The sequence below is a fragment of the Kitasatospora sp. NPDC048722 genome, assembly GCF_040650235.1.
GTDB lineage: Bacteria > Actinomycetota > Actinomycetes > Streptomycetales > Streptomycetaceae > Kitasatospora.
The window spans coordinates 56,444-75,172 of sequence record NZ_JBEZGX010000019.1 but is presented as its reverse complement, the minus strand read 5'-3'; the positions used below and the strand labels follow the sequence as shown (position 1 = coordinate 75,172).

General features: G+C 73.9%; 22 protein-coding genes. 12 read left to right on the top strand and 10 right to left on the bottom strand.

The genetic code is table 11. The annotated features are described in order from the left end of the window. Nucleotides 1-5: 5 nt before the first annotated feature. From AB0C76_RS16495 to AB0C76_RS16485, 3 genes are all read left to right on the top strand, one after another. A complete protein-coding gene (locus AB0C76_RS16495) occupies nucleotides 6-104 on the top strand; it encodes an AURKAIP1/COX24 domain-containing protein (RefSeq protein ID WP_003948845.1) in 99 nt (32 codons plus the stop codon). A 150-nt stretch (nucleotides 105-254) separates the two neighbouring features. Continuing rightward, entirely contained in the window at nucleotides 255-1,388 is a 1,134-nt protein-coding gene (locus AB0C76_RS16490) for an NAD-dependent epimerase/dehydratase family protein (protein ID WP_359965072.1), read from the top strand. 7 nt (nucleotides 1,389-1,395) lie between these two features. After that, a complete protein-coding gene (locus AB0C76_RS16485) occupies nucleotides 1,396-2,403 on the top strand; it encodes a lysophospholipid acyltransferase family protein (RefSeq protein ID WP_359965070.1) in 1,008 nt (335 codons plus the stop codon). Nucleotides 2,404-2,536: 133 nt separating this feature from the next. Here the strand turns inward: AB0C76_RS16485 and AB0C76_RS16480 are convergent, their stop codons facing one another. The 3 genes from AB0C76_RS16480 to AB0C76_RS16470 all read right to left on the bottom strand — a co-directional run bounded on the left by AB0C76_RS16480 (nucleotide 2,537) and on the right by AB0C76_RS16470 (nucleotide 6,576). Continuing rightward, nucleotides 2,537-3,856 carry a DUF5667 domain-containing protein gene (locus AB0C76_RS16480; RefSeq protein WP_359965068.1) on the bottom strand — a complete coding sequence of 440 codons (1,320 nt, stop codon included), beginning with the start codon at nucleotides 3,854-3,856 and terminating at the stop codon, nucleotides 2,537-2,539. Nucleotides 3,857-4,157: 301 nt separating this feature from the next. Then, a complete protein-coding gene (locus AB0C76_RS16475; RefSeq protein ID WP_359965183.1) occupies nucleotides 4,158-4,931 on the bottom strand; it encodes an ECF subfamily RNA polymerase sigma factor, BldN family in 774 nt (257 codons plus the stop codon). 631 nt (nucleotides 4,932-5,562) lie between these two features. Continuing rightward, the gene (locus AB0C76_RS16470) at nucleotides 5,563-6,576 is read right to left on the bottom strand and encodes an HAD-IB family hydrolase (RefSeq protein WP_359965066.1); all 1,014 of its coding nucleotides are present in this window, start codon (nucleotides 6,574-6,576) and stop codon (nucleotides 5,563-5,565) included. A gap of 118 nt (nucleotides 6,577-6,694) precedes the next feature. Between AB0C76_RS16470 and AB0C76_RS16465 the strand changes: the two genes are divergently transcribed. The 7 genes from AB0C76_RS16465 (at nucleotide 6,695) to hemB (ending at nucleotide 14,023) form a co-directional block, all read left to right on the top strand. Beyond that, nucleotides 6,695-6,979: a glutaredoxin family protein gene (locus AB0C76_RS16465; RefSeq protein ID WP_359965064.1), complete on the top strand. Its 285-nt coding sequence runs from the start codon at nucleotides 6,695-6,697 to the stop codon at nucleotides 6,977-6,979. A gap of 174 nt (nucleotides 6,980-7,153) precedes the next feature. Then, nucleotides 7,154-7,915 (top strand): 3'-5' exonuclease, encoded by a 762-nt coding sequence (locus AB0C76_RS16460; RefSeq protein ID WP_359965062.1) that lies wholly within the window; start codon nucleotides 7,154-7,156, stop codon nucleotides 7,913-7,915. 101 nt (nucleotides 7,916-8,016) lie between these two features. Continuing rightward, nucleotides 8,017-8,910: a redox-sensing transcriptional repressor Rex gene (locus tag AB0C76_RS16455; protein WP_359965060.1), complete on the top strand. Its 894-nt coding sequence runs from the start codon at nucleotides 8,017-8,019 to the stop codon at nucleotides 8,908-8,910. 25 nt (nucleotides 8,911-8,935) lie between these two features. Beyond that, a complete protein-coding gene (locus AB0C76_RS16450; RefSeq protein WP_359965059.1) occupies nucleotides 8,936-10,276 on the top strand; it encodes a glutamyl-tRNA reductase in 1,341 nt (446 codons plus the stop codon). Between the two features lie 41 nt (nucleotides 10,277-10,317). Then, nucleotides 10,318-11,325, top strand: a complete 1,008-nt coding sequence (gene hemC / locus AB0C76_RS16445; protein ID WP_359965057.1) for a hydroxymethylbilane synthase — start codon at nucleotides 10,318-10,320, stop codon at nucleotides 11,323-11,325. Next, entirely contained in the window at nucleotides 11,322-12,971 is a 1,650-nt protein-coding gene (locus AB0C76_RS16440) for a uroporphyrinogen-III synthase (protein ID WP_359965055.1), read from the top strand. Before hemC ends, AB0C76_RS16440 begins: the two co-directional genes overlap by 4 nt. Nucleotides 12,972-13,042: 71 nt before the next feature. Continuing rightward, the gene (gene hemB / locus AB0C76_RS16435) at nucleotides 13,043-14,023 is read left to right on the top strand and encodes a porphobilinogen synthase (RefSeq protein WP_359965053.1); all 981 of its coding nucleotides are present in this window, start codon (nucleotides 13,043-13,045) and stop codon (nucleotides 14,021-14,023) included. A 91-nt stretch (nucleotides 14,024-14,114) separates the two neighbouring features. On the opposite strand, the gene AB0C76_RS16430 is transcribed toward hemB, so the two are convergent. The 3 genes from AB0C76_RS16430 to AB0C76_RS16420 form a co-directional block, all read right to left on the bottom strand. After that, nucleotides 14,115-14,381 (bottom strand): hypothetical protein, encoded by a 267-nt coding sequence (locus AB0C76_RS16430; RefSeq protein WP_359965052.1) that lies wholly within the window; start codon nucleotides 14,379-14,381, stop codon nucleotides 14,115-14,117. Between the two features lie 209 nt (nucleotides 14,382-14,590). Continuing rightward, nucleotides 14,591-14,935, bottom strand: a complete 345-nt coding sequence (locus AB0C76_RS16425; RefSeq protein ID WP_188309838.1) for a rodlet layer protein — start codon at nucleotides 14,933-14,935, stop codon at nucleotides 14,591-14,593. 98 nt (nucleotides 14,936-15,033) lie between these two features. Next, nucleotides 15,034-15,378, bottom strand: coding sequence for a rodlet layer protein (locus AB0C76_RS16420; RefSeq protein ID WP_359965050.1), 345 nt, complete (start codon nucleotides 15,376-15,378; stop codon nucleotides 15,034-15,036). A 315-nt stretch (nucleotides 15,379-15,693) separates the two neighbouring features. Here AB0C76_RS16420 and AB0C76_RS16415 point away from each other — a divergent pair, with 315 nt between their 5' ends. Beyond that, a complete protein-coding gene (locus tag AB0C76_RS16415) occupies nucleotides 15,694-16,356 on the top strand; it encodes a hypothetical protein (RefSeq protein ID WP_359965048.1) in 663 nt (220 codons plus the stop codon). Between the two features lie 71 nt (nucleotides 16,357-16,427). Here AB0C76_RS16415 and AB0C76_RS16410 read toward each other — a convergent pair whose 3' ends face one another. The 4 genes from AB0C76_RS16410 to AB0C76_RS16395 form a co-directional block, all read right to left on the bottom strand. Further along, the gene (locus AB0C76_RS16410) at nucleotides 16,428-16,808 is read right to left on the bottom strand and encodes a hypothetical protein (RefSeq protein WP_359965046.1); all 381 of its coding nucleotides are present in this window, start codon (nucleotides 16,806-16,808) and stop codon (nucleotides 16,428-16,430) included. A 137-nt stretch (nucleotides 16,809-16,945) separates the two neighbouring features. Then, nucleotides 16,946-17,218, bottom strand: a complete 273-nt coding sequence (locus AB0C76_RS16405; RefSeq protein ID WP_329929033.1) for a chaplin — start codon at nucleotides 17,216-17,218, stop codon at nucleotides 16,946-16,948. Nucleotides 17,219-17,326: 108 nt separating this feature from the next. Next, nucleotides 17,327-17,569 (bottom strand): chaplin, encoded by a 243-nt coding sequence (locus AB0C76_RS16400; protein WP_329929032.1) that lies wholly within the window; start codon nucleotides 17,567-17,569, stop codon nucleotides 17,327-17,329. Between the two features lie 235 nt (nucleotides 17,570-17,804). After that, on the bottom strand, nucleotides 17,805-18,056 hold the full coding sequence (locus AB0C76_RS16395; protein WP_329929031.1) for a chaplin: 252 nt from the start codon (nucleotides 18,054-18,056) through the stop codon (nucleotides 17,805-17,807). A gap of 228 nt (nucleotides 18,057-18,284) precedes the next feature. Here AB0C76_RS16395 and AB0C76_RS16390 point away from each other — a divergent pair, with 228 nt between their 5' ends. Further along, nucleotides 18,285-18,524: a chaplin gene (locus AB0C76_RS16390; protein ID WP_359965043.1), complete on the top strand. Its 240-nt coding sequence runs from the start codon at nucleotides 18,285-18,287 to the stop codon at nucleotides 18,522-18,524. The last annotated feature ends 205 nt before the right edge of the window (nucleotides 18,525-18,729 follow it).

Sequence of the window (18,729 nt, the reverse complement as noted above, 5' to 3'; positions counted from 1 at the left end):
GTTCCGTGGGCTCTGTCATCAAGAAGCGTCGCAAGCGTATGGCCAAGAAGAAGCACCGCAAGCTTCTGAAGAGGACCCGCGTTCAGCGTCGCAACAAGAAGTAAGCGCCCCCGGACGCGCCCTGCGCGCCGCGCGCTTCCACCGCCCGCCCGGGCCCCTCGTGGGCTGGGCGGGCGGTGTCGTTTCACGGCCCGTCGCGGCGGCGCGGTACGGTGCACGCAGGCCGCTCGGGTCGAGGATTGGGGTGGAGCACTGTGGGCGTCGTCGTGCTCGTCACGGGTGTGGCCCGGCAGCTCGGGGCCCGCTTCGTCGCCGAGGTCCGCCGCCGGCCCGACGTCGACCTGGTGGTCGGCGTCGACGTGCAGCCGCCCGGGCGCCCGGTCGAGGATCCGGACGGTCCGGCCGCGCCGTACCGCTTCCACCAGCTCGACCTGCGCCGCCCGGCGGTCTCCCGGGTGATCGCCGAGCACGGGGTCGACACCGTCGTGCACCTCAGCGTCTCCGCCACCGGGCTGGGCTCCACCAACCGCTCCGCGGTGAAGGAGTCCAACGTGATCGGCACCATGCAGCTGCTGGGCGCCTGCCAGAAGGCACCGGGCGTGCGGCGACTGGTGGTGAAGTCGACCACCGGCGTCTACGGCTCCGCCCCGCGCGACCCGGCCGTGTTCACCGAGCGGATCCAGCCGAAGAACCCGCCCGGCGGGGGCTTCGCCAAGGACGCCGCCGAGGTCGAGGGCTACGTCCGCGGCTTCGCCCGCCGCCGGCCCGACGTCGCGGTGACGGTGCTGCGCTTCGCCAACATCGTCGGCCCCGCCGCCGACACCCCGCTGAGCGAGTACTTCGCGCTGCCGGTGCTGCCGACCGTCCTGGGCTACGACCCCCGGCTCCAGTTCGTGCACGAGGACGACGCCGTCGCCGTGCTCTGCCGGGCCGCCGGCGAGCCCGCGCCGGGCACCGTCAACACCGGTACCTTCAACGTGGCGGGGGAGGGCGTCCTGCTGCTCTCCCAGTGCGCCCGCCGGCTCGGCCGGCCCACGCTGCCGCTGCTGCTGCCCGCGGTCAGCTGGATGGCCGGCCTGGCCCGCCAGACCCGACTGGTGGACGTCTCGCCCGAGCAGCTGCGGCTGCTCACCCACGGGCGCGTCGTGGACACCACCCGGCTGCGGGAGACCTTCGGCTACCGTCCGGCCTTCACCACCCCGGAGGCCTTCGCCGACTTCGCCGCCGCCCAGGGCCCGGGCCTCCTGCCGCCCGGGCGGCTCGCCGCCGTCACCGACCGGCTGGCCGGGCTGCTCGGACCCGAACCGGCCCCCGCCGACCGCGACCGCACCGACCGCGACCGCACCGACCGCGACCGCACCGACCGCCCCACCCGACCGAGGAGCTGAACCCGCCATGAGTGCCGCAGCCGAGAACGCGCCGGGCGAGGCCAAGGTCATCCCGATCGAGTCCGCCCCCAGCTGGACCTCCCCGGACCGCCCGGCCCTCGCCGACCGGCTCGCCGGAGCCGTCGGGGGAGCGCTGTCCGGGCAGCTCGGCCCGGCCGCGACCCGGCTGTTCGGCAAGGGCTGGGAGGGCCGGGCCGCCGAGCGGCTGGCCTTCCTGCGCCGCCGCCTCACCGGCGACTACGAGGTGGACGAGTTCGGCTTCGACCAGGAGCTCACCGAGGAGGTCCTGCTCGGGCTGCTGCGCCCGCTGGCCGAGAAGTACTTCCGGATCGAGGTGCGCGGCGTCGAGCACATCCCGGCCGAGGGCGGCGCGCTGATCGTCGCCAACCACTCCGGGACGCTCCCGCTGGACGCCCTGATGACCCAGGTCGCCATCCACGACCACCACCCGAACCACCGCCACCTGCGGATGCTCGCCGCGGACCTGGTGTTCGTGCTGCCGGGCGTCAACGAGCTGGCCCGCAAGGCCGGCCACACGCTGGCCTGCAACGAGGACGCCCAGGCGTTGCTGGAGCGCGGCGAGGTCGTCGGGGTGTGGCCGGAGGGCTTCAAGGGCATCGGCAAGCCGTTCGCCGAGCGGTACAAGCTCCAGCGCTTCGGGCGCGGCGGGTTCGTCTCCTCGGCGCTGCGGGCGGGGGTGCCGATCGTGCCGTGCTCGATCGTCGGGGCGGAGGAGACGTACCCGATGATCGGCAACCTGAAGACGCTGGCCCGGCTGCTGGGCCTGCCGTACGTGCCGATCACGCCGACGTTCCCGTGGCTGGGCCCGCTCGGCGCGGTGCCGCTGCCGACGAAGTGGACGATCCAGTTCGGCGAGCCGATCGCGACCGACGGGTACCCGGCGGAGGCGGCGGACGATCCGATGCTGGTCTTCGACCTGGCGGACGAGGTGCGGGAGACCATCCAGCACACGCTCTACAAGCTGCTGGTGCAGCGGCGCTCGGTGTTCTTCTAGCTCTGGCCGTCCGGCTCTGGTCTTCCAGCTCCGTGGGTCTTCTGACGTCGTTCTTCCGGCGCCTGGCCGACGGCCGAGGGCCCGGCGGGTTCGCCCCGCCGGGCCCTCGGCCGTCGTGTGCCGGGCCGGTGCGTCAGCCGCCGAGGATCCGCAGCCCGGGCAGCAGCCCGGGGATGAGCGGGGGCACGTCGACGCCCTGCTGCTGGCCGCCGGTGGCGGCGCTGGGCGTGGCGGTCGGCTGCTGCTGCGACTGGCCGCCGGGCGTCGCGTCGGTGCTGGGCGAGGGCTGCTGCTTGCCGCCGGTGAGCCCGTTGGTGAGGTTGCCCACCAGCCCGTTGACGGCGTCGGGGGCGCTGCTGGGCAGGTTCCCGGTCAGGCCGTCGCCCTTGGTGCCGGTGCCGCCGGGCAGGAGCGCCCCGGCGCCGGCCGAGGGGCGCTCGGTGCCGCCGGGCCGGTTGCCGCCGGCCGTGCCGGTGCTGCCGCCCTGGGCGGGTGTGCCCGGTGCGGTGCCGGGGCCGCCGGACGGCGCCGGACCGGTGCCACCGGGGTTCGGGCCGGCGGTGTCGCCGCCCGCTCCCGCGTCGGCCGGTGCACCGCCGGGGGCGGTGGGCTGGGCCAGGCGCAGGGGCGCGACGTCCTCGCTTATGTCGTCGAAGAGCTGGTTCACCAGGTGGGCCTGCGGGGTGAGTTGGGAGGGCAGTCGCCCCTCCAGCTCGGTCCAGCGGCCGTCCTCGTCGTGGGCGAAGCCGGCCAGGGTGCGCATCGGGTCGAGCGAGCCGTTGCTCCGGTAGACCGAGCGCAGCAGGTCGCGGCCCTTGATGGCGTCGGCGTGCATGTCGTCCAGTGCGCGGCGGACCTGGTCGACGGTGCCCGGGCTGAGTGCGCCGGCCCCGTCGGTGCGGCCCACCAGGCTCTTGGCCTCCTTGAGTCGGGTCGCGGCGTTGTCGAGGAGCAGTTCGCCGCGCTCGGAGTCGGAGCCCGCCAGGTCGAGCCGGAGTCCTTCGAGGCCGCGCTTCATGCCGTACAGCGTGTCCCCCGGGAGGGCGCTGGTGCTGGCGGTGGCGGCGCCCGCGAGGCTGCCGACGGCGAGGCCGGCGACGAGGCCGCCGATCGCGAAGCGGCGGCTCCAGCGGCCACGCGGGGCCGTTCGGACCGCGCGGTGCCGGCGCTGGCGGGGTACCGCCGCGCCCGGTCCGCCGGCGAAGGCCTGCTCGAACGCGGCCATCAGCTGGGCGCGTTGGACGGTCCGTACCTCCGGGTCGAGTGCCGGGCCGGGCAGTGTGCCCAACGCGCCCGCCAGGCCGACCAGTTCGGCCACCGTAGCGGAACTCTGGCCAGTGGTAGCGGTGTTGGCCGATTCGGCGTCGGCCGTGCCGCGTTGCTCTGCCTGGTGGGCCTCCAGCGCCTCGGCGAAGGCCTTCGCCCGTCGGTGCTCCAGCACGTTTGCCGTCACGGGCCACACCTCCCTTCGTCGTTGTCGACACCCCGGCCTGCCGGACGGTTGCCCCGGCGGGCCAAAGCCACTCCATCGGGTGACGGGTCGCAATTCGGCTTGACCGTACGCCTGGTGGCGGCTTGCACGTTGGCCAACGAGCGGCGCGGGTGGTCGGTTACGCACGACTGATCATCGGACCGACCGTTCACCCGGACGTGTCGGTCCGCCACCGGTGGTGACGGACGGTCGGCTCGGGCCGGGCGGGGTATCTCCCCGTCGGCTCCGCACGCGGCCGCCGCTGCCCGCACGGCCGTGCGCCTCATCGCGCGTCGGGCGGGAGCAGGCGGGCCAGGGTGCGGACGGCCCGGTACTGCAGCGTCTTGATGGCGCCCTCGTTCTTGCCCATGATCCGCGCCGTCTCGGCCACCGAGAGCCCTTGCAGGAAGCGGAGCGTGACGCACTCCTGCTGCTGCGGGTTGAGCCGGCGCACCGCGTCGAGCAGGGCCGCGTTGGAGAGCGACTCCAGGACCGACTCCTCCGGGCTGCGCTCGCACTCGTTGGAGTCGAGCATCTCGCCGGTGGTGACCTCCAGCCGGAACCGGCTGGACTTGAAGTGGTCGGCGACCAGGTTGCGGGCGATCGTCACGAGCCAGGCGCCGAAGTCGCGGCCCTGCCAGGTGAAGGTGCCGATCCGGCGCAGGGCGCGCAGGAACGTCTCGCTGGTGAGGTCCTCGGCGGTGGCCCGGCTGCCGACCCGGTAGTAGATGTACCGGTAGACGGTGTCCGAGTAGTGGTCGTAGAGCCGCCCGAAGGCCTCGCTCTCGCCGGCCTGGGCCCGCTCGACCAGCTCCATGATCGGGTTGTGCTCGGTCTCGTAGCCCGGGGTGGGCGCGGTGCGCGTCCGGCTGCGGCCGACGCCGGTGGTGCCGGTGCGGCCGCGGGAGCCGGTGCCGGCCGAGCCGGCCGCGGTGGTGCGCAGCGCCAGTCCGGGGGCCGGCTGGGGCCCGAGCGGTGCCCCGGCCGGGACGAGCTGGGGTGAGACGGCGAGCTGGCTGAGGAGCAGGCTGCGCAGCAGGTCGAGGCCGGTGGAGATCTGCCGGGTGGTGACCGGGCGACCGCGGAGGCCGGTGCGGGGGCGCAGGGGCGCGGACGACGGGCGGGAGGGTGCAGGCGCGTCGTTCCGGACGGGTGGGTACACGGGACTCCCAGAGGCAGAACTGTGGACGGATCACCTCCGCCTGCGCGGAGAGCACGCCACCATGGCCCGTTCGGACGGGGCGGTCGGGTGACGCGCATCCAGGAGAGAATAACGCTTTGTGCAATGACAGCTACACCGTGTGGTCGAAGTGGTCGCTTGGGATCCATTTCGCGTGCATATTCGGCTGACACTGAACGATCGTGTCGCCGTTCATCCGGCCCAACGTGACCGAACAGGCGCTCAGGGTGACCAATTCGACGGTCCGGCGGGCGGTTTCCCTGCCTTGGGGCTCGGTAATCGCCGACTTTCCCGGTCTGGCGAACGATCAGAACCGGTCAGCGGGTATCAGGTTCTGGCAGCGAGGCCGGACGGCCCTGCGACGGACCGGAGTTCGCCCGTACGAGGGGCCAGGTCAGCGGCCCTGTTGACGTCTGGTCACCCGTGAAGGGGAGGGCCGTGCGGGGGAGTTCGGAGCGGCTCCGACGGCAACCCGCGCGCGTCGAAGAGCGGCGGAACGTGCGCGGGATCACGCGCAGCGGCGCCGCCGGTGCAGTGCGACCCCGGCGGCCGTCGCGCCCGCGAGCACGCCGAGCGCGGCCGCGGCCGGCAGCCCGATCCTGGCCGCCTTCCGCCCGGTGCGGAAGTCCCGCACCCGCCAGCCCTGGGCGCGCGCGTGCCGGCGCAGCGCGCCGTCCGGGTTCACCACGTACGGGTGGCCGACCAGGGAGAGCATCGGGATGTCGTTGGCCGAGTCGCTGTACGCGGCGCAACGGTCGAGGTCGAGCCGCTCGCGTCTGGCGAGGGCGGAGACCGCGGCGGCCTTGGCGGGGCCGTGCAGCAGCTCGCCGACCAGCCGGCCGGTGTAGAGCCCGTCACGGGCCTCGGCGACGGTGCCGAGCGCGCCGGTCATGCCGAGCCGCCGGGCGATCACCCGGGCCACCTCCTGGGGGGCGGCGGTGACCAGCCAGACCCGCTGGCCGGCGTCGAGGTGCATCTGGACCAGGGCGCGGGTGCCGGGCCAGATCTTGTCGGCGACGACGCCCTCGAAGACCTCCTCGCAGAGCGCCTCCAGCTCGGCGGTGGCCTTGCCGGCGACGAGGCCGAGCGCGGTGTGCTGGGCGTCCGAGATGTGGTCCGGGTCCTCGGCGCCGTGCAGCCGGAACCAGGCCTGCTGCCAGGCGAAGCGGGCGATGTCGCGGCGGGTGAGGAAGCCGTGGCGGTAGAGGCCGACGCCGAGGTAGAAGATCGCGGCGCCGCGCAGGATGGTGTTGTCGCAGTCGAAGAAGGCGGCGGCGTGCGCGTCCCCGGGCTCGGGGGTGTGGTTGCCGACGGGTGCCTTGGGGGCCTTCCCGGGCTTGCCGGAGGCCGCGTCGGGAGCCGTGGCGGGTGCGCCGGAGGCGTCGGCGTCCGCGAGGGCTCCGGCCGGCTCGGGCTCGGCGCGCAGGGCGGCCTCCGCCGCCTCGGCCGCGGCCTCGCCGGCGAGGGCGGTCCGCTCGGTGGTGGGGCGCCTTGCGTGGGTGAGCCTTCGGAGCACGGCCATGTCCTCGAGCATATCCAGCCGGGCGCGCAGCGGCCGTGACGGCGGCGTGCCCGTGCGGTGAACAGCGCGCTGCGCGGCCGGGCGCGGGGTCGCTGCCGGCGGGGCGGACAATGGCCGGGTGAGCCCACTGCTGCGACGTGACAAGAGCCCGAAGCCGTCCCCGGCGGACCGTACCGTGACCCTGGTCGGCAAGCCCGGGTGCCACCTGTGCGACGACGCCCGGGAGGTGATCGCCCGGGTGACGGGGGAGCTGGGCGCGGCCTTCGAGGAGAAGGACATCACCCAGGACGAGGAGCTGTACCGGCTGTACTGGGAGCAGATCCCCGTGACGCTGATCGACGGCCGCCAGCACGACTTCTGGCGGGTGGACGAGCGCCGTCTGCGCGCCGCTCTGGGAGGCTGACCCCCTCCGCCGCCTTCCGCGGGCTCCGGCCGTCCCCCCCCCGCCGACCGGCGGGGGCGAGTCGCCGAATCGTTGCCAAACCCACTCCGAACCGGCGGTGTCGGAGCGTGTTCGTCGGCTTACGATCGAACTCGTTTGCGCCCGTGGGGGGCTGAGCACACGAGGAGTGCCGCCATGCTTCCCGGTCCCACCCCCGCGCCGTCCGAAGCCCCGGACGGTGCCCGGGGCTTCGCCGTGGTGGACGTGGAGGCGACCGGCCGCAGCCCGTGGCGGCACCGGGTGGTCGAGATCGCGGTGGTCCTGCTGGACGGCGACCTGCGCCCGGAGGGCGAGTTCGCGACCCTGCTCGACCCGCTGGGTCCGGTCGGCCCGACCCACGTGCACCGCATAAGCCAGGCGGACGTCGAGGGCGCCCCGCGCTTCCGGGAGATCGCGCCGCGGCTGCTGGAGCTGCTGGCCGGCCGGGTGCTGGTGGGGCACCACGTGAGCTGCGACCATGCCTTCCTGGACCGCGAGTTCGCCCGCATCGGCGTGCCGCTGCCGCCCGTCCCGCTGCTGTGCACGATGCGGCTGGCCCGCGCGCTCCTGCCGGAGGCCCGCGGCCACGGCCTGGCGGCCTGCGTGGAGGCGGCCGGCCTCGGCTGGTACCCGGCGCACACCGCGCTCGGCGACGCCCGGGTGACCGCCGAGCTCCTGCGCCACTGCGTGGGCGTGCCGGGCGGCCCGCCGGACGACCTGGCGCCGGACGACCTGGCGGGGGCGCTGCGCGAGGCGGCTCTGGTGCCGTGGCCGCGGCTGGGCCGGGCCCGTTCCCGCCCGTCCGGGGCGGCCGTCCCGCTGCTGCGCCGGGAGGCGCCGTACGGCCCGTGGCTGCCCGGGGTACCGGCCCCGGCCGTGGTCCTGACGGACTGCGGTGCTATGGGTTCGACGGCGTGATGCGCATCACTGTGCGGGGACAAATCGGACACCATCTTTGTGCACACGTTCACAAACGCATAGCCTGGCTGCCAAAGCCCAGCTTCACCCACAGGAGCACCGTGGCAATCGGCCGATCACCACAGAGCAGTTCGCAGACGCCCGACCAGGGCGCCGCGCGCCGACCCTCGCGTGCCCGGGGCATCCCGGAGGCGACCGTCGCCCGCCTTCCCCTCTACCTGCGGGCCCTCACCGCGCTCTCCGAGCGCTCGGTGCCGACCGTCTCCTCCGAGGAGCTGGCCGCCGCGGCCGGGGTCAACTCCGCCAAGCTGCGCAAGGACTTCTCCTACCTCGGCTCCTACGGCACCCGCGGTGTCGGCTACGACGTCGAGTACCTCGTCTACCAGATCTCCCGCGAGCTCGGCCTGACCCAGGACTGGCCGGTCGTCATCGTCGGCATCGGGAACCTCGGCCACGCCCTCGCGAACTACGGCGGCTTCGCCTCCCGCGGTTTCCGGGTCGCCGCCCTGTTGGACGCGGACCCGAACGTCGTCGGTTCCACGGCGGCCGGGCTGCCGGTGCGCCACATGGACGAGCTGGAGTCGATCGTCGAGAGCCAGCACGTCTCGATCGGCGTCATCACCACCCCGCCCGGTGCCGCCCAGCAGGTCTGCGACCGCCTGGTCGAGGCCGGCGTCACCAGCATCCTCAACTTCGCCCCGACCGTGCTGACCGTCCCGGACGGCGTGGACGTGCGCAAGGTGGACCTCTCCATCGAGCTGCAGATCCTGGCCTTCCACGAGCAGCGCAAGGCCGGCGAGGAGCCCGACCGCACCGAGTCGGTGCTGGACCGAGCCCCGGGCCCGGTCCGCGCCGCGGCCGCCAAGCTGCGCCGCGCGGCCGGCGGCAGCGGCAAGGGCCGCGCGGAGACCACCGCCAAGGACCAGGCCGAGCAGGCCAAGGGCAAGCCGGCCAAGGGCGGCGAGGGCGACCTGTCCGCGGTGATGCCCGCATGAACACGAAGATCTGTGGGGGGCGGGCGTGAGTCTTCTCGTCGTAGGACTGAGCCACCGGACGGCCCCGGTCGGCGTGCTGGAGCGCGCCGCGCTGACCGGTGACGCGCCGACCCGACTGCTGCACGACGCCGCGGCCACCGCGACCGTCGCCGAGGCCGCGCTGCTCAACACCTGCAACCGGATCGAGCTGTACGCGGACGTCGACAAGTTCCACGCCGGCGTCGCCGAGCTGTCCCTGCTCCTGGCCCACCACAGCGGGGTGGACCTGGAGGAGCTGACCCCCCATCTCTACGTCCACTACGAGGACCGTGCCGTCCACCACCTCTTCTCGGTGGCCTGCGGCCTGGACTCGATGGTCGTCGGCGAGGGCCAGATCCTCGGCCAGCTGCGCGACGCGCTCGCCAAGGCCCAGGAGGAGCACACCGCCGGGCGGGACCTGAACGAGCTGTTCCAGCAGGCGCTGCGGGTCGGCAAGCGGGCGCACAGCGAGACCGGCATCGACAAGGCCGGCCAGTCGCTGGTGACCTTCGGCCTGGAGCAGGTCGCGGCCGGCGCGGGCGAGATCGCCGGCAAGCGGGCCCTGGTGGTCGGCGCCGGTTCGATGAGCTCGCTGGCCGCCGCGACCCTGGTCCGCGCCGGCGTCACCGACCTGCTGGTCGCCAACCGGACGCCCGCGCGCGCCGAGCGCCTGGTCGAGATCCTCGGCCCGGGCGTCGCCCGGACCCTCGACCTGGCCAAGGTGCCGCAGGCGCTGGCCGACGTCGACCTGGTGATCTCCTGCACCGGCGCGGCCGGCGTGGTGGTCCGCGCCGAGGACGTCGCCGCCGCGGTCGCCCTGCGCCGGGCCGAGCAGCCGCTCGCCCTGCTCGACCTCGCGATGCCGCGCGACGTCGACCACGCGGTGCACGAGCTGCCCGGCGCCCTGCTGGTCGACCTGGAGAGCCTCTCGCACGCGCACGCCGCCAGCCCCGGCGCGGGCGACGTGGACGCCGTCACCAGGATCGTCGCGGACGAGGTCACCGCGTTCGGCGCCGCCCAGCGGGCCGCCCGGATCGCGCCGACCGTCGTCGCGCTGCGGTCGATGGCCTCCGACGTCGTCGCCGCCGAGCTCGGCCGGCTGGACTCCCGGCTGCCCGACCTGGACGAGCGCTCGCGCGCCGAGATCACCCAGACCGTCCGGCGGGTCGTCGACAAGCTCCTGCACGCACCCACCGTGCGGGTCAAGCAGCTCGCCGCCGAGCCCGGCGGCGCCTCCTACGCGGACGCCCTGCGCGAACTGTTCGACCTCGACCCGGCGGCCGTGCACGCCGTGTCGGGCACGCCCGTCGGCGGCCGGCCCCAGCCCTCGGGCGGGATCGCCGGATGAACCGTCAGCCATCCCACGAGTACCACCGGGACGATCACCTCATGAATGGTCAACCGATCACGGAGCAGGCTCCGGCCGCCCCCGCCCTGCGGCTGGGCACCCGGCGCAGCGCGCTCGCCATGGCCCAGTCGGGCATGGTCGCCCGCGAGGTGACCAGGCTCACCGGGCGTGCCGTCGAGCTGGTCGAGATCACCACCTACGGCGACACCTCGCGCGAGGCGCTGGCCCAGATCGGCGGCACCGGCGTGTTCGTCTCCGCGCTGCGCGACGCGCTGCTGGAGGGCCGGATCGACTTCGCCGTGCACTCGCTGAAGGACCTGCCCACCGCCGCCCCCGAGGGCCTGGTGCTGGCCGCCGTCCCCGAGCGCGAGGACGTCCGTGACGCCCTGGTCGCCCACGAGGGCCTGGGCCTGGACGAGTTGGTGGAGAAGCTGGCCGGCGCCGGCCGCCCGGCCCGGATCGGCACCGGCTCCCCGCGCCGGATGGCCCAGCTGAACGCCTGGGCCGCCGCCCGCGGCGCCGCCCTGGAGACCGTCGCGATCCGGGGCAACGTGGACACCCGGATCGGCTACGTCGCCAAGGGCGAGCTGGACGCCGTGGTGCTCGCCACCGCGGGCCTGAACCGGCTCGGCCGCAGTGCCGAGATCTCCCAGCACCTCGACCCCGAGCTGATGATCCCGGCCCCCGGCCAGGGCGCGCTCGCCATCGAGTGCACCAGCGCCGACACCGACCTCGCCGCCGCGCTCGCCGCCCTCGACCACGCCCCCACGCGGGTCGAGGTGGCGGCCGAGCGGGCGCTGCTGGCCGCCCTGGAGGCCGGCTGCTCGGCGCCGGTGGCCGGGCTGGCCACCTGGGGCCGGCCGAACGAACTGCGGCTGGAGGGCGTGGTCGGCACCACCGACGGCGCCACCCTGCTGAAGATGTCCGCCAACGGTCCGATCGTCCTCGACGAGACCGCCGAGCAGCAGGCGACGGCCCTCGGCCGCGCGCTGGCCGCCCGGCTGCTCGACGCGGGCGCGGCCGCCCTGATGGGGGAGCGAGCCCGATGAGCCCCACCGCCGCCACCGACACCCCGTTCCCGGGTGGCCAGCCCGCCACCGGACGGTGCACCTTCCTGGGCGCGGGCCCCGGGGACCCGGGGCTGCTGACCCTGCGCGCGGTCGAGGTGCTGTCCTCGGCCGACGTCCTGGTCGCCGACCCGCTGACCGCCGCCGCCGTGCGCAGCCACTGCCCGGCCGGCGTGCAGGTGCACACCCCCGGCGCCGAGGGCGTCGAGCTCGACCTGGCCAAGCTGGTCGCCGAGGCCGTGCGGGCCGGCAAGCACGTGGTCCGCACCGTCGACGGCGACCCGGGCCTGGACGGCTGCGCCGCCGAGGAGATGCTCAGCTGCGCGGGCGACGGGATCGCCTTCGAGGTGATCCCGGGCGTCGCCCAGTCGGTCGGTGTGCCGGCCTACGCGGGCGTCCCGCTGCGCGGCTCCGCCGGTGCCGACGTCCGCTTCGTCGACGGCGCGGCGCTGCTGGCAGGCGGCCCGGTCGACCTGGGCGCGCCGGAGACCACCCTGGTGGTCCGCACGACGCTGGGCCAGCTGCCCGCGACCGCCGCCGCGCTGGTCTCCAACGGCCGCAAGCCGGAGGCGGCGCTGAGCGCGACGCTGTCCGGCACCACCACGCGCCAGCGCACCTTCACCTCGACCCTGTCCGGCATCGCGGCCGACCTGAAGGCCGCCCGGGTGCTGCCCTCGCCGGTCTCCGCCCCGGTCGACCCGGCCACCTCGGTGATAGCCGTGGTGGGCGAGCAGGTCGCCCACCGCGCCTCGCACTCGTGGTTCGAGACCAAGCCGCTGTTCGGCTGGAACGTCCTCGTGCCGCGCACCAAGGAGCAGGCCCACGGCCTGTCCGAGCAACTGCGCTCGTACGGCGCGGTGCCGCAGGAGGTGCCGACCATCGCGGTCGAGCCGCCGCGCACCCCGCAGCAGATGGAACGGGCCATCAAGGGCCTGGTGACCGGCCGCTACGAGTGGATCGCCTTCACCTCGGTGAACGCCGTCCGCGCGGTCCGGGAGAAGTTCGAGGAGTACGGCCTGGACGCCCGCGCGTTCGCCGGCATCAAGGTCGCGGCGGTCGGCGAGACCACCGCGCAGGCCCTGGTGGACTTCGGCGTGAAGCCGGACCTGGTGCCCTCCGGCGAGCAGTCCGCGGCCGGTCTGCTGGAGGACTGGCCGCCCTACGACCCGGTGTTCGACCCGATCGACCGGGTGCTGCTGCCGCGCGCCGACATCGCCACCGAGACCCTGGTGGCCGGCCTGGTCGAGCTCGGCTGGGAGGTCGACGACGTGACGGCGTACCGCACGGTGCGCGCCTCGCCGCCGCCGGCCGAGACCCGCGAGGCGATCAAGGGCGGCGGCTTCGACGCGGTGCTCTTCACCTCGTCCTCGACCGTGCGCAACCTGGTCGGCATCGCCGGCAAGCCGCACAACGTCACCGTCATCGCCTGCATCGGCCCGGCCACCGCGAAGACCGCGGAGGAGCACGGCCTGCGGGTCGACGTGATGGCCCCGGCCCCGTCGGCGGCCGCGCTGGCCCAGGCGCTGGCAGACTTCGGGGCCAAGCGCCGCGACACCGCGACCGCCGCCGGTGAGCCGGTCTACCGGCCCAGCGAGCGCCGCCCGGGCTCGCGCCGCAAGGCCCGCTGACCCCTGTCCGGGACCCGGGGGCGGCGATCCCGTCGCCCCCGGAGCTGCACCACCGTTCGGAGAGAGAAGCCGTGTCCGCTGAATTCCCGTTCGTTCGCCCCCGCCGGCTGCGCCAGAGCCCGGCGATGCGCCGTCTGGTCGCCGAGACCCGGCTGCACCCGGCGGAGCTGATCCTGCCGCTGTTCGTCCGCGAGGGCGTCAGCGAGCCCGTCCCGGTCGGTTCGATGCCGGGCGTCGTGCAGCACTCCCGGGACACCCTGCGCAAGGCCGTGGTCGAGGCCGCCGAGGCCGGTCTGGGCGGCGTCATGCTGTTCGGCGTGCCCGCGGTGCAGGACGCCGTCGGCAGCGAGGGCACCAACCCGGACGGCATCCTCCAGCAGGCGATCCGGGACGTCGTCTCGGAGGTCGGCGACGCCCTGGTGGTCATGTCCGACCTGTGCCTGGACGAGTACACCGACCACGGCCACTGCGGCGTGCTGGCCGCCGACGGCAGCGTGGACAACGACGCCACCCTGGAGCGGTACGCCGAGATGGCCCGGGTCCAGGCCGACGCCGGCGTCCACCTGGTGGGCCCGTCCGGGATGATGGACGGCCAGATCGCGGTGGTCCGCCGGGCGCTGGACGAGGCCGGGCACCAGGACACGGGCATCCTCGCCTACACCGCGAAGTACGCCTCGGCGTTCTACGGTCCCTTCCGCGAGGCCGTCGGTTCCTCGCTCAAGGGCGACCGCAAGAGCTACCAGCAGGACCCGGCCAACGCCCGCGAGTCGCTGCGCGAGCTCCAGCAGGACGTCGCCGAGGGCGCCGACCTGGTGATGGTCAAGCCCGCCATGGCCTACCTGGACGTCCTGCGCCAGGTCGCCGACGCCTCGCCGGTGCCGGTCGCCGCGTACCAGGTGTCCGGGGAGTACGCGATGGTCGAGGCCGCGGCGGCGAACGGCTGGATCGACCGGGAGCGGATGATCATGGAGACGCTCACCTCGATCCGCCGGGCCGGCGCCGAGCAGATCCTCACCTACTGGGCGGTCGAGGCCGCCGCGATGCTCACGTAGGAGCCGTCGTGCGCCCGCTCGCCTCGCGGGCGGGGACGGCGGAAGGCCGGGCCCCTCCCGCGAGGAGGGGCCCGGCCTTCCGCCGTACGGCCTACCGGAAGTCGTGGATGTGGGCGAAGCCCTCCACGCCGCCGGCCACGTCCTTGGCGGTGGCGGCGCCCCAGCCCTCGCCGCCGGTGACGATGTGCGAGGTGTGGGCGATGGCGGCCCACTGGTCGGCCGCGAACACCGGGTCGGCGGAGCCGACGAACTCGCCGCCCCCAGCCAGGCCGACGTGCGCGAACGCCGGGGTGGCGGCACCCGCGAGCGCGAGCGCGGCGGTGGCGGTCAGCGCGACCTTGGCCAGCTTGCTCTTCATGGTTCTGCCCTCTCTTCGGGAGCGCCTCGGCCGGCGCTCTGCCTGTGACACGTGATCACTACCGGCCGCCCGGCCCGCCGCCCCACGCGCCGGACCGGACGGTCGTTCACCCGGCCGGGCGCACGCCCGCCGGACACCTCGTCCGTACAGCCCGGAGGGCCCGGGGAGACCATCCTCCCCGGGCCCTCCGTCCGTGCCGTGCCCCGTGATCAGCCGATCAGGTGCGAGACACCCGCGTCGCCCGAGGACTGGGTGTTCTGGCCGACGTTGCAGATCTGCTTCGGGGTGCTGTTCAGGACCGGCACCTCGACCGGAACCGCGACGCCGACGACGGCGACGGCGATGTTGTGGACCTCCGGCAGGCAGATGTTGGCGTTGTCCAGGGTGTGGAAGTTCGGGCTGCCGTTGCCGTGGGTGCCGGTCTGGTTGGTGCCACCGTTGCCCTGGACCGAGGTGGCGGCGCCGTCCGAGTCGACGATGGCGGAGGCCGAGCCGGCGGACATCGCGATGGCGGCGGCGGCCAGGCCGGCGGCGGCGAGGGACTTCTTGATCATTTCCGGTTTTCCTCTCGAGGGGTGAATCGGGGAGCGATTCGAAGGATGGTTCAGGAGGCCTGCCCGGGAGCTGCAGGCGGTACGGCTCGGACGGTTCGTCAGCCGACCAGGTGGGAGACGCCGGCGTCGCCGTGGCTCTGGGTGCCCTGGCCCTGGGTGCAGTACTGCTTGCCACCGCTGTTGGCGATCGGGACCTCGACGGGGACGGCCACACCGAGAACGCCGACGGCGATGTTGTGGATCTCGGGGAGGCAGACGTTCGCGTTGTCCAGGAAGTGGAAGTTCGGGCTGTTGTTCCCGACGGTGCCGGTGAAGTTGGTGCCGCCGTTGCCCTCGATGGAGGCGGCGGCGCCGTCCGCGTCACCGATGGCGGCGGCCGGCGCGGCGGCGGCGGCCAGCGCGGCGACGGCCAGGCCGGCGGCGGCGAAGGACTTCTGGATCATGGGGAGATCCCTCTCTGAAAAGCTCTTTGGTTTCCGTGCGTACAACGCGTAGAACGCTCAGACCCGGTCTGCAGTCACTGACGTCCAGATCAAAGAATGACGGCACGGAAGGTTACGGGGATTTTTGAAAAGAGTCCGGGAGGCGCGTCCGGGAGTGGTTTCCGGTCGGATTATTAGGCCGAATCGGTTAACCGCCGCAATCGGTACTCCCGCTCACTCGTTGAGACAGATTGCTTTACGGCTGCGGTACTCGGGTAGCGCGGCCGTACCCCCCTCAGAAGATCTCCAGTACGGACAGGCAGAACGGTGAAAAGCATGAAGTTCTCCAAGCGGGCCGGCGCGATGCTGCTGGCGGTCGGTGCGGGCGTGCTCGCCTCCCAGGGGTCGGCCTCCGCCGCCCCGATGAGCCCCGACCAGGTCGGAGCGCTGGAGGACAAGCTGGCCACCCAGCAGGTCCCCGCGGACATCCCGCTCGCCCCGCTGGACAGCCACCTCACCGCGGGCATCCCCACCTCGCTGGTCATGCCGCCGGCGCCTGGGCGGACCACCAGCACCAGCACCGAGCTGCTCCCCGACCGCCTCGTCCCCGAGCTGCGCACCGGCAAGGTGGGCCCGAGCGCCAAGGCCGAGCTGCCCGTCCCGCTGGTGGACCGGAGCACCGACCTCGGCAAGGTGCTGCTGGACGCCCCCGCGGCGCCGCTGCGCGCCGACACCCCGGGCCTCGCCCTCGGCAAGCCGCTCTCGCTCGCCCAGGACGGCACCGGCCAGCTGGCCGGCGGCCATCTGAAGGTCGACGAGGTGGACCCGCGGCTGGTCACCGGCGCCGTCCAGGCCGTGCCGGGCGCCACGGCGACCCTCGGCGACGAGGACCACCGCCTCTCGGTCACCGACGAGGTGAACGACCTGGCCACGACCACCACGGCCACCACGACCGGCGTCGTGCAGGAGACCGGGCTGACGGACCTCGCGCAGCTCTGAGCCCTCCGCGCACGCGAGAGCCCGGCACCCGTACGAGGCGGGGGTGCCGGGCTCTCGCGTGCGCGCGGGCCTCAGCCCGGCAGGACGCCGGTCAGTCCGCCGACCAGCGGGAGGTCCTTGGCACCGCCCCCGGCGCTCAGCGGACCGGTCAGCGTGCCGGTGCCGACCGGGGCGAGGCCCTGGTCGGGCTGCACGGTCGCGCCGTTGTTGAGCAGGTCGGCCGAGGAGTTCGCCCACGGGTCCAGGCGCAGGCTCTTGATCGGCGCGATGCCGTAGCCGAGCCCGGAGGTCGTCCCGTTCAGTGCCTGGCCGACGTCCGTCTTCGTCAGCGTGGCCGGGCCGGCCTCCGGGGCCGGGTGGGGGGCGGTGGCGGCCTGCGCGGAGCCCGCGCCGAGCAGTACCGCGGCGCCGACGGCGGCGGCCAGCCCGGCCCCGCCCTTCTTCGAAACCATGCGGATCACCCTTCGGTGGATCGGGATCCGGTCGGCCGGCGGCCGACCGGGAGCAGAGGGCCGTCCGGAGACGCCGAACTGCCCCCCGGCCGGTCGGTCGGGGGGCAGTTCGGCCGGAACGCGTGCCGACCGGAGGATCAGCAGTCGTCCGCGTCGTGGTGCGGGTGCATGTCCACGTTGGCGCAGCTGTTGCCGAAGGCCGGGTTCAGCAGGCCGATGACGTTGATGGAGTTGCCGCACAGGTTGATCGGCACGTGCACCGGGACCTGGATCTGGTTGCCGGAACCGACGCCGGGGGAGCCGGCGGCCACGCCCTCGGCGCCGGAGCTGGCGGCGGCGGAGCCGGCCGCGCCGAGCACCAGGCCGGCGGCGGCGGCGGAGAGGACGGCGACCTTCTTCACGTTCTGCATGGGGGTTGATCTCCTCGATCACACACGGGTGGAGCGTGCCGCGCCCCGTCGCGCGGGGCGCGGCACGGACTCGGTGAATCAGCTGTCGCCGGGGCGGCGACCGCGGGTTCAGCCGACGTTGGCGCAGCTGTTGCCGAAGGCCGGGTTCAGCAGGCCGATGACGTTGACGGTGTTGCCGCAGACGTTCAGCGGGATGTGGATCGGCACCTGGATCTGGTTGCCGGAGAGCACGCCGGGGGAGCCGGCGGCCACGCCCTGGGCGCCGGAGCTGGCGAACGCGCCGCCGGCCGCACCGAGGACCAGGCCGGTGGTGGCCAGCGTCAGGACGGCGGCCTTCTTGAGGTTGCGCATGGTATTTCCTCCGTTTTCTGCCCGACGGATCGCGAATGTCGGGAGCCGGGCGTGCAGGAATGCTCGCCCGCTGGCTTCTGGGACTGCCGTGGTTTGTCACTCCGTCGGCGCACACCGGCGTGTTCCGCCCATGGCTCGGGCGTGGCCGCGGTGGCCGCTTCTCGGCGCCTCGCGGACGGTTTCCCGCACGGCCGGGAAAGGTCCGGGGCAAGGCGCGACCAGGAGGAATTCCCGGTCAGGCGTTGAGGCAGTGATTGCCGAACGCCGGGTTCAGGAGGCCCACCACGTCGACCGAGTTGCCGCACACGTCGAGCGGGATGTGCACGGGGACCTCCACCGAGTTGCCCGAGACCACGCCGGCGGAGCCGGCCGCGACACCCTCGGCGGTCGCGCCGTGCAGGTGGTGGGCGGACGCGACGCCGGCACCGGCGGCGAGCAGGGCGGCCGTGGCCGCGGTGCCGGCGACGCCGTGGGCAAGCTTGCGCATGGGCGGTACTCGATTCGTGTAGGGGCCTGAGTGGAGCGTGTTCCGCCAGGGAGAACGAGGCAGGGCGCGAGGGGAAACGGTCCGGTCCGGTGATCACCCGAATGCCGGGCACCTCCGCCGTTGCGCCACTCGGGTGACATGGCGCGTGCACTCGCAACCGCTCCCGACGGGCCTCGTTCTAGTTGTCGCACTCCCCGTGCATCTCTGTTGAACAGTCAGGAGGCTCGTATGAGCATCAAGAAGACGGCTGCCGTCGGTGCCGCCGTGGTGGGTATCGTCGCCGCGGGCGCGGGCTCCGCGATGGCCAGCTCGGGCGCCGAGGGCGTCGCCGCGGGTTCCCCCGGTGTCATCTCCGGCAACCAGATCCAGATCCCGGTGCACATCCCGGTCAACCTGTGCGGCAACTCGGTCGACGTCGTGGGTGCGCTGAACCCTGCGTTCGGCAACCACTGCGCCAACCTGGGCTGATCCGGCACCCGGTTCGGCCGGGTGTCGAGCCGCCGTCCCGCGCTTCCCTCCTGGGGTGCGGGCGGCGGCTCTTTCGCGTGTCCGGGGGCGTCGCGACGGCCTGCGGAGCGTCGACTTCCGCTGCTGTCAAAAGCCTTGTTGCGTTACTTGTCAGTACCTAGAATGTGAGACCTGCTCACCTTTTCTGCTCCGCTTTCTTGCTCCG